Consider the following 8589-nt stretch of genomic DNA (forward strand, 5'->3'; position numbering starts at 1 on the left):
CTGACCCGTGCCCCGTCCGGGGAGCGGGTCAGGCGCGGTTGGCGGCCGCGACGAGCGCGCAGCCGCACGCCAGCGGGTCGGACGCCTCGGACGGCCCGAGCGGCCGTCCCGCGATCTCCTTGAACAGCCGGGCGCCGGGGGAGGCGTCCGCCAGCGCGTCCGCCGCCAGGACCACCGCCGCCGCCGTGTAGGTGGAGCGGTCCCCGGGGAAGTGGCGCTCGTTCTCGAACTGCCAGCCCGTCCAGTACGAGCCGTCCTCGTGCCGGAGGTGCTGGATGGTGGCGAACAGCTCCAGCGCGCGGTCGCGGTCGCCCGCGGCGTCCAGCGCCAGCACCAGCTCGCAGCTCTCCGCCGCGGTCACCCACGGCTGGTCCGACACGCAGCGGCAGCCGAGGCCCGGCACCACGAACGTGTCCCAGCCCTCGGCGAAGCGGCGCGCCGCGTCCGCGCCCCGGACGGGCCCGCCGAGCACCGGGTAGTACCAGTCCATCGACCAGCGGCTCTTGTCGGCGAACGCCTCCGGATGCGCGGCCACCACGTGCCCGAGCTGGTCGGCGGCCAGTTCCCAGTCCGGCTGGTGCTCGCCGAGCCGCTCGGCCAGCGCGACCGCGCAGCGCAGCGACTGGTAGATGGACGAGCAGCCGGTCAGCAGGGCGTGGTCGGACGGCTCGCCGTCCTCGTGCCGGATCCAGATGATCTCGCCGCGCCCGGTCTGCAGCCCGAGCGTGAAGTCGATCGCCCGCCGGACCGCCGGCCACATGTGCCGCGCGAAGTCCTCGTCCCCGGTGGTCAGCAGCTCGTGCCAGACGCCCACCGCGACGTAGGCGGCGTGGTTGGACTCGCCGCCCGGCTCGGTGACCTCGCCCAGCACCCACTTCGCGGGCCACGACCCGTCCGGGCGCTGGACGCCGCGCAGCCACTCGTAGGCCCGCCGGGCCTCCGCGCCGAGCCCGGCGACCGACAGCGCCATCGCGGCCTCGACGTGGTTCCAGGCGTCCACGTGCCCGGGGACGCCGTGCGTCGGCGAGAACCACGGGATCGCGCCGGACGGCTCCTGCTGGGCCGCGATGCTCCGCGCGGTGGCGACGACGTCGTCCGCCGTCAGGACTCCGGGGACCGAGGGCGGCGCGGTCTCAGACCGCATCCGCCGTCTCCTTGGCCGGGGCCGCCGGCGCGTCCGGCGCCGCGGGCTTGGCGAAGTAGACGACGACGCTCTTGCCGATCAGCGGGTTCATCACGCGCTCGGCCAGCCGGGTCGCGAGCGGCCGCTTCATGATGTCCCAGACGAGGATCTGGTGGTAGGCCTTGGCGAGCGGGTTGCCGTCGTTGTCCACCCCCACCGCGCACTTGATCCACCAGTACGGGGCGTGCAGCCCGTGCGCGTGGTGGTGGCCGCCGACCCGGAAGCCGACCGACTTCAGCTTGGCCTCCAGCTCGGCGCGGGTGTAGATCCGCACGTGCCCGCCGGGGGCGGTGTGGTAGTCCTCCGAGAGGGCCCAGCAGACGCGCTCGGGCAGCCAGCTCGGCACCGTCACCGCCAGCCTGCCGCCCGGCTTGAGGACGCGCAGCAGCTCCCGCATCGCCCGCATGTCGTCGGGGATGTGCTCCAGCACCTCGGACGCGATGATCGCGTCGAAGTGGTCGTCGGGGAACGGCAGGTCCAGCGCGTCGCCCTGCACGGTCTCGGCGGTCGCGTCCTCGGGCACCTGGCCTTCGAGGCGCATCGCCCCGAACATCTTGTCGACGCCGGACAGCTCCCCGGCGTCCTGGTCGAAGGCCACGACGTGCGCACCCCGCCGGTACAGCTCGAAGGCGTGCCGTCCGGCGCCGCATCCCATGTCGAGGACGCGGTCTCCGGGGGAGATGCGGAACCGCTGGAAATCCACGGTCAGCAGGGTCGTGCTCCTTCCGTACAGGGACGCGTCTGCGGACGCTCCCTCACTTGCCCTTGCGCGCGGCTAGACGCCGGTAGTTCTGCTGGATGATGGCGGCGCGGTAGTGCTCCACGGTGGCCTGCGCCACGGCGGGCCAGGCGAACCGCTCCTGGACGCGCGCGAGGCCGGCGGCTCCCACCCGCGCACGCTCCTCGGCGGAGTCGTGCAGGCGGTGCAGGGTCGCGGCCAGTTCCTCCACGTCGCCCGGGGCGACCAGGACGCCGGCGTCGCCGACGACCTCGGGCAGCGCGCCGGCGCGGCTCGCCACCAGCGGCGTCCCGGACGCCATGTGCTCCACGGCCGGGAGGGAGAACCCCTCGTAGCGCGAGGGCACGACGGCGATCTCCGCGGACGCCAGCAGCTCGCCCAGCTCGTCGTCGCTGATGCCGCTGACGAACCGGACCCGCTCGCCGAGCGCCAGCTCGCGCACGAGCCGCTCGGTCGGGCCGTCCTTCTGCGGCCGGCTGACCACGATCACGTGGACGTCCCGCTCGGTGGCGACCTTGGCGACCGCGCGCAGCAGCACGTCCACGCCCTTGATCGGCGCGTCGGCGCTGGCCATCGCGACGATCCGGCCGGGGACGCGCTCGCCGCGCGGGTGGAAGATCCGGGTGTCGACGCCGAGCGGCAGGATCTCGATGTCGCGCGGGTCGACCTTGAAGTCCTTGACGATGTCGACCTTGGACGACTCCGACACCGTCAGCACGGGCCCGATCCGCCGCGACACCTGCGACTGCATCCCGACGAACCCGTACCAGCGGCGCTTGCCGAGCTTCTGCTTGAGGCCGCGGGCGGCCTCGATGTCGATCCGCCGGTCGACGCTGATCGGGTGGTGGATGCTCGTCACCAGCGGCAGCCCGAGCCGGGCGATGCCGAGGTTGCCGAGGCCGAGCACCTGGTTGTCGTGCACGACGTCGAAGTCGCGGCGGCGCCCGCGCAGCAGCCGCAGGGCGCGCAGGCTGAACGTCAGCGGCTCGGGGAAGCCGCCGGTCTTCATGTGCGCGAACTCCAGGACGTCCAGCCAGTCGCGGAACTCGCCGAGGGCAGGGGTGCGGAAGGGGTCCTCGTCCCGGTACAGGTCAAGGCTCGGCAGCTTGGTGAGGGTGATCTCCTCGCGGTCGAGCTCCGGATACGGCTGCCCGGAGATGACCTCCACCTGGTGCCCGAGATCGACCAGCTCCCTGCTCAGGTGCCGGAGGTAGACGCCCTGCCCGCCGCAGTGCGGCTTGCTGCGGTACGAGAGCAGGGCCACCCGCAACGGACCGCCCGCCTCGCCTGCCTCACCCACGCCATCCCCTGCCCACGCACCACTCCCGTCAGTCGAGGGACGCCGGACGCACCCGTACCGGCATCTCCTTTACCCCATTGATGAAACTAGACCTTAGCCTGCGAACGTTACCGCTGAGTTCAATATTGGGCATGGCGTCCAAGAGTGTTTCGAAGAGCACACTCAGCTCAAGCCGGGCGAGATGGGACCCCAGGCAGAAGTGCGGGCCGCCGCCGCCGAAGCCGATGTGCGGGTTCGGGTCCCGTCCCACGTCGAAGCGGTACGGGTCGGCGAACACGGCCTCGTCGCGGTTGGCGGAGGAGTAGAACACCACGACCTTGTCGCCCTCGGCGATCTTCCGGCCGCGGATCTCGGTGTCCCGGGCGGCCGTCCGCCGGAACAGGTTGACCGGGGTGACCCAGCGGACGATCTCGTCCACCGCCGTCCGGACGAGGGACGGGTCGGCCTTCAGCCGCTCCCACTCGAGCGGATGCTCCAGCAGCGCGTGCATGCCGCCGGAGGCCGCGTTCCGGGTCGTCTCGTTCCCGGCGACCGACAGCAGCAGCACGAACAGCTCGAACTCGTCCCCGGTCAGCACCTCCCCGCCGGCGTCCGGCTGGAGCAGCCGGGTGACGATGTCCTCGCGCGGGTTCTCCTTCCGCGCCGCCGCCAGCTCGTTGGCGTAGGCGTACAGCTCGGTCGCCGCCTCCTGGCCCTCCTCCGGCGTCCGCTGGAACTCCGGGTCGTCCCCGCCGATCAGCGTGTTCGACCAGTGGAAGATCTTCTCCCGGTCCTCGGGCGGCGCCCCGAGCAGCTCGCAGATCACGTAGAGCGGCAGCGGCGCCGCCAGGTCGCGGACGAAGTCGGCCTCCTCCCCGCGCTCGGCGGTCTCGGCCACGAGCAGCCGGCAGATGTCGCGGATGTGCTGCTCCAGCGCCCCGATCGCGCGCGGGGTGAAGCCCCGGTTGACGATGCTCCGCTTGCGCGTGTGCTCCGGCGGGTCCTGGTTGAGCATCATCATCCGCTGCAGGACGAGGTGCTCCTCCGGGGGCTCGTCGAACAGCGCGAGCCGCCGCCAGGACGAGAAGAGCTCCGGATGCCGCGACACGTGCACGACGTCCTCGTGCCGGGTGATCGCCCAGAACGGGGGGTAGCCCCGCTCCGGGTCGCCGTGGTGGCGGAACACCGGCTCGTGCTCGCGCAGCCAGGCCAGCTGCCCGTGCGGGACGCCGCTGTGCTCGTACGCGCCGGGGTCGACCAGTTCGATGTCGGGGGTGGTGGTCATCGCCTCGAACCTCCTCGTCCGGAGTGATGGGCGCCGTCAACCTCCCAGGGGGGCCGAGGGCGTGAAGCGCACCGGGATCTCCTTGTAGCCGTTGACGAAGTTGGACCGCAAGCGGCGCGGCTCCCCGGCGAGCTCGATGTCGGGCATGCGCTCCAGGATCGTCTCGAAGATGATCCGCAGGTTCATGCGCGCGAGGTGCGTGCCGAGGCAGTAGTGCGGGCCGCCGCCGCCGAAGCCGATGTGCGGGTTCGGGTCGCGCGCCACGTCGAAGGCGAACGGGTTCTCGAACACGCGCTCGTCGCGGTTCGCCGACCCGTAGAACATCACGACCTTGTCCCCGGCCTTGATCTGCTGCCCGCCGATCTCCGTGTCGACCAGGGCCGTCCGGCGGAACTGGTTGATCGGGCTGACCCAGCGGACGATCTCCTCGACCGCCTTCGGCAGCAGGCTCCGGTCCTCCCGCAGCCGGGCCCACTGGTCCGGCCGCTCGAAGAAGGCGATCATGCCGCCCGCGGTGGCGGTCCGGGTGGTCTCGTTCCCGGCGATCGACAGCATGATCACGAACAGCTGGAACTCCTCCAGCGTGATCCTGCCGCCGTCGGCGTCGGGCGTCAGCAGCTTGGTCACGATGTCGTCGCGCGGCGTGGACTCGCGCGCCGCGGCGAGCTGCCCGCCCCACTCGGCGAACTCGGCGGCGCACAGCGTCGACTCCTCGCGGCCCCCGATGAACTCGGGGTCGTTGAACGCGACGAGCTTGTTCGACCAGTGGAAGATCTTCTCGCGGTCCTCCATCGGCGCGCCGAGGAGCTCGCAGATCGTGTACAGCGGCAGCGGCGCCGCGAACCGCTCGACGAAGTCGCACTCGCCCAGCGGGGCGGCTTCGTCGATCAGCTCGTTGCAGATCTTGCGGATGTGGTCCTCCAGCCGCCCGATCATCCGCGGGGTGAAGCCCTTGTTGACCAGGGCGCGCAGCCGGGTGTGGTCCGGCGGGTCCTGGAACAGCATCATCTGCCCGTACATGGCGATGTCGTCGCTGGAGAACTCCTCGAACATCGACGTCCGCTCGTGCGAGGAGTACGGGTCGGCGCGGCGCGACACCGAGACCACGTCCTCGTGCCGCGTGATCGCCCAGAAGCCCGGCACGCCGTCGTTGGGGTCCGGGTGCCAGTGGACGGGGTCGTTGTCGCGCAGCCACTGGAACTGGCGGTGCGGGATCCCGCCGCGCTCGTAGACGCCCGGATCGATGATGTCGATCTCGGGGGCCCGGAAGGCCCGGGCGAGGGAGTCGGGGGACGTCGCGAGTGCCATGGAAGATCCTTCGTGCCGGGGTGGAGACCACACGAGGCGAGCAGGCCGTTTGAGCGCTTGCTTGGTGCTACGCACCTAGAACAGGTTCTAACATGAGACTCCAGTCTCATCAAGGGTCTCGCCCAGGAGAGTGACCCACGACGCACCCGCCCGGCCCGTGCCGCCCGCGTCCGCGGGCGGCCTCGGGGTGGGTCAGCGGAGTCTGTAGCGGAGGGGGTCGTCGGTGCCCTCGCGGCGGGCGACGCCCCGGGTCTCCAGGGTGCGCAGGTGGGCGGCGGCCTCGGCGGCGGCCATCCGGCGGGCCTGCTGGGCCATGTCCGCCCACGGGTGGCGCCAGGTGAGGCCGGCGGTGAGGTCCCAGAGGGTGACGGGGCTCGACGACAGCAGCGCCGCCACCTCCGCGAGGCGCTCCTCGTGGTGGGCGATGATCTCGCGGGCGCGCTCCCCGAGGCCGCGGAAGCGGTACTGGTGGGCGGGCAGGACCTCGTCCACGCCCATGGCGGACACCTTGTCGAGCGAGCCGAGGAAGTCGCTCAGCGGGTCCACGTCCGGGGTGTCGTACGGGTAGAGGCCGATGTGCGGGGTGATGCGCGGCAGGACGTGGTCGCCGGTGAAGATGCGGTCGCCGTCCTCCAGGTGCAGGCAGATGTGGCCGGGGGAGTGGCCGGGCGTCCAGACGGCCCGCAGCCGGCGGCCGGGCACGTCCACCAGGTCGCCGTCGGACAGCTCGCGGTCCGGGATCGCGGGCGGCGAGACCCGGGCCGGCTGGGCCGGCCCGGTCAGGTCCGACTCGGCCGCGCCGGCGCGGCGGAGCGCGGTCAGTTCGAACGCGCGCCGCCCGCCGTGCCCGACCTCGTTGAAGAGCCGGACGATCGCGGCGTCGGCGTGGTGCATGGCGATCCAGGCGCCCGACGCCTCCCGGACCCGGCCGGCGAGACCCGAGTGGTCGGGGTGGAAGTGGGTGACGACCACCCCGTGCACGTCGGCGACGTCGATCCCGAACGTGCCGAGCCCGTCGCGCAGGGACGCCCAGGCGTCCTCGTGCTGCCAGCCCGCGTCGATCAGGACGGGCCCCCGGGGGCTCTCCAGCGCGTACACCAGCGTGTACGCGAGGGGGTTGTCCGGGATGGGGACGGGAACGCTCCACAGCCCCCCGCCGAGGTCCTCAGGTTCCGGCTGCACCGAGACCGCCTTTCGCGCCTGTCGTGGTTCGGGCCTGGTCGTGGCTCCGCGGGACGGTGTTCAGACCCTCTCCAGGATCGTGGCGGTGGAGAGGGCGCCGCCCGCGCACATCGTGACGAGGGCCGTGCCCGAGTCGCGGCGCTCCAACTCGTGCAGCGCGGTGGTGATCAGCCGCGCGCCGGTCGCGCCGACGGGGTGCCCGATGGCGATGGCGCCGCCGTTGACGTTGACCTTGTCCATGTCCGGCTTGTGGACCGCCGCCCAGGACAGCACGATCGACGCGAACGCCTCGTTGATCTCGGTGATGTCGATGTCGCCCATCGTCATGCCGGAGCGCTTGAGGACGCGCTCGGTCGACTGCACCGGGCCGTCCAGGTGGTAGTACGGCTCGCCGCCGACGAGGGCCTGCGCCCGGATGCGGGCGCGCGGCCGCAGCCCGAGGGCCCGCGCCTTCTCCTCCGACATGAGCAGGACGGCGGCGGCGCCGTCGGAGATCTGCGAGGAGGTGCCCGCCGTGTGCAGGCCCTCGGGGCCGAGGACGGGCTTCAGCTTGGCGAGCCCGTCCGCGGTCGTCTCGCGCAGGCCCTGGTCGCGGGTGACCTCGCGGGTCTCGCCGGTGACGTTGCCCTCGGCGTCCAGGACGGGCGCGGTGATGGGGGCGATCTCGCGGTCGAAGCGGCCGTCCGCCCAGGCCTTCGCGGCGAGCTGCTGGGAGCGGGCGCCGAACGCGTCGAGGTCGGCGCGGGTGATGCCGCGGCGGGCGGCGATCCGCTCGGCGGCCTCGAACTGGTTCGGCATGTCGAGCGACCAGTCGTCGGGCCGCGGGTTGGCGGGCAGGACGTTGCTGCCGAGCGGGGCGCGGCTCATCACCTCGACGCCGCAGCCGATCGCGACGTCCACGACGCCGGCCGCGATCTGGGACGCCGCCAGGTGCACGCCCTGCTGCGAGGAGCCGCACTGCGCGTCGATCGTGGTCACGCCGGCCTGCCACGGCAGCCCGGCGTACAGCCAGGAGTAGCGGCCGATGTGCGATCCCTGCTCGCCGGCCTGCGTGACGCAGCCCGCGAAGACCTGCTCCACCTCGGCGGCGTCGATGCCGGAGCGTTCGACGACGGCGTTCATGGCGTGCGCGAGGACGGCCATCGGCTTCAGGCCCGCGAGCCAGCCGCCACGCTTGCCGAGCGGCGTGCGCACCGCCTCGACGATCACCGGGGTACCCATGCGGTCTCCTTGTAGAACAGAATTCCTAGAACAGGATTCGCCTTTGACTGTAACGTGTTCTAACTTTCCGGGGGAAGAGCGGTCCCGGTCAGAGGGATCCCGCACCGGACGCCCGGCGCCCCGGGCCTCCCGGCCAGGCCGGACACGCGGCCGGCGCCTCGGGAAGGCGGCCCGCCGGAACGCGGCGTTCGAGGGAGCGTCGGCCGCGTCCATTAGCCTGGGGCGCACGACGAGCCCCCCGCGCCGGAGAGTCCCATGGCCGCAGATTTCGACGAGCCCGTGTTCGACGAGGACTTCGTCAGGAGCGCCGTCTTCACCGAACCGTCCGCGCGCGAGCGCGCCCGCCCGCCGGGGCGGCGCGAGCGGTGGCGGGCGCGCCTGGCCCGGCGGCG

Annotated in this window: 8 protein-coding genes; 1 reads left to right on the forward strand and 7 read right to left on the reverse strand. The window is 72.5% G+C overall.

Features of this window, described 5'->3' with window-relative positions:
* Positions 1-28 precede the first annotated feature (28 nt).
* The 7 genes from ABWI07_RS32660 to ABWI07_RS32690 form a co-directional block, all read right to left on the reverse strand.
* Entirely contained in the window at positions 29-1144 is a 1116-nt protein-coding gene (locus ABWI07_RS32660; protein ID WP_149264149.1) for a glycoside hydrolase family 15 protein, read from the reverse strand.
* The gene (locus ABWI07_RS32665; RefSeq protein ID WP_200842383.1) at positions 1134-1895 is read right to left on the reverse strand and encodes a class I SAM-dependent methyltransferase; all 762 of its coding nucleotides are present in this window, start codon (positions 1893-1895) and stop codon (positions 1134-1136) included. Before ABWI07_RS32665 ends, ABWI07_RS32660 begins: the two co-directional genes overlap by 11 nt.
* Before the next feature lie 43 nt (positions 1896-1938).
* Positions 1939-3222 (reverse strand): glycosyltransferase family 4 protein, encoded by a 1284-nt coding sequence (locus tag ABWI07_RS32670; protein ID WP_353820927.1) that lies wholly within the window; start codon positions 3220-3222, stop codon positions 1939-1941.
* A 28-nt stretch (positions 3223-3250) separates the two neighbouring features.
* Positions 3251-4486: a cytochrome P450 gene (locus ABWI07_RS32675; protein WP_149264146.1), complete on the reverse strand. Its 1236-nt coding sequence runs from the start codon at positions 4484-4486 to the stop codon at positions 3251-3253.
* A 36-nt stretch (positions 4487-4522) separates the two neighbouring features.
* On the reverse strand, positions 4523-5794 hold the full coding sequence (locus tag ABWI07_RS32680) for a cytochrome P450 (protein ID WP_149264145.1): 1272 nt from the start codon (positions 5792-5794) through the stop codon (positions 4523-4525).
* Positions 5795-5986: 192 nt separating this feature from the next.
* On the reverse strand, positions 5987-6976 hold the full coding sequence (locus ABWI07_RS32685; protein WP_149264144.1) for an MBL fold metallo-hydrolase: 990 nt from the start codon (positions 6974-6976) through the stop codon (positions 5987-5989).
* A gap of 60 nt (positions 6977-7036) precedes the next feature.
* A complete protein-coding gene (locus tag ABWI07_RS32690) occupies positions 7037-8197 on the reverse strand; it encodes a steroid 3-ketoacyl-CoA thiolase (protein ID WP_149264143.1) in 1161 nt (386 codons plus the stop codon).
* 255 nt (positions 8198-8452) lie between these two features.
* On the opposite strand from ABWI07_RS32690, the gene ABWI07_RS44525 reads away from it, so the two are divergent.
* Positions 8453-8589 (forward strand): SCO2583/SCO2584 N-terminal domain-containing protein (locus tag ABWI07_RS44525; protein WP_502912875.1); only part of this gene is annotated, 137 nt, incomplete at its 3' end.

It is taken from the genome of Actinomadura sp. NPDC000600 (genome assembly GCF_040492135.1).
In the GTDB taxonomy this organism is placed as follows: domain Bacteria; phylum Actinomycetota; class Actinomycetes; order Streptosporangiales; family Streptosporangiaceae; genus Spirillospora.

What these genes read in the sequence shown, in the direction of transcription:
- ABWI07_RS32675 (WP_149264146.1), bottom strand. Translation starts at nt 4,486, where the DNA reads ATGACCACCACCCCCGACATCGAACTGGTCGACCCCGGCGCGTACGAG.
- ABWI07_RS32680 (WP_149264145.1), bottom strand. Translation starts at nt 5,794, where the DNA reads ATGGCACTCGCGACGTCCCCCGACTCCCTCGCCCGGGCCTTCCGGGCC.
- ABWI07_RS32660 (WP_149264149.1), bottom strand. Translation starts at nt 1,144, where the DNA reads ATGCGGTCTGAGACCGCGCCGCCCTCGGTCCCCGGAGTCCTGACGGCG.
- ABWI07_RS32690 (WP_149264143.1), bottom strand. Translation starts at nt 8,197, where the DNA reads ATGGGTACCCCGGTGATCGTCGAGGCGGTGCGCACGCCGCTCGGCAAG.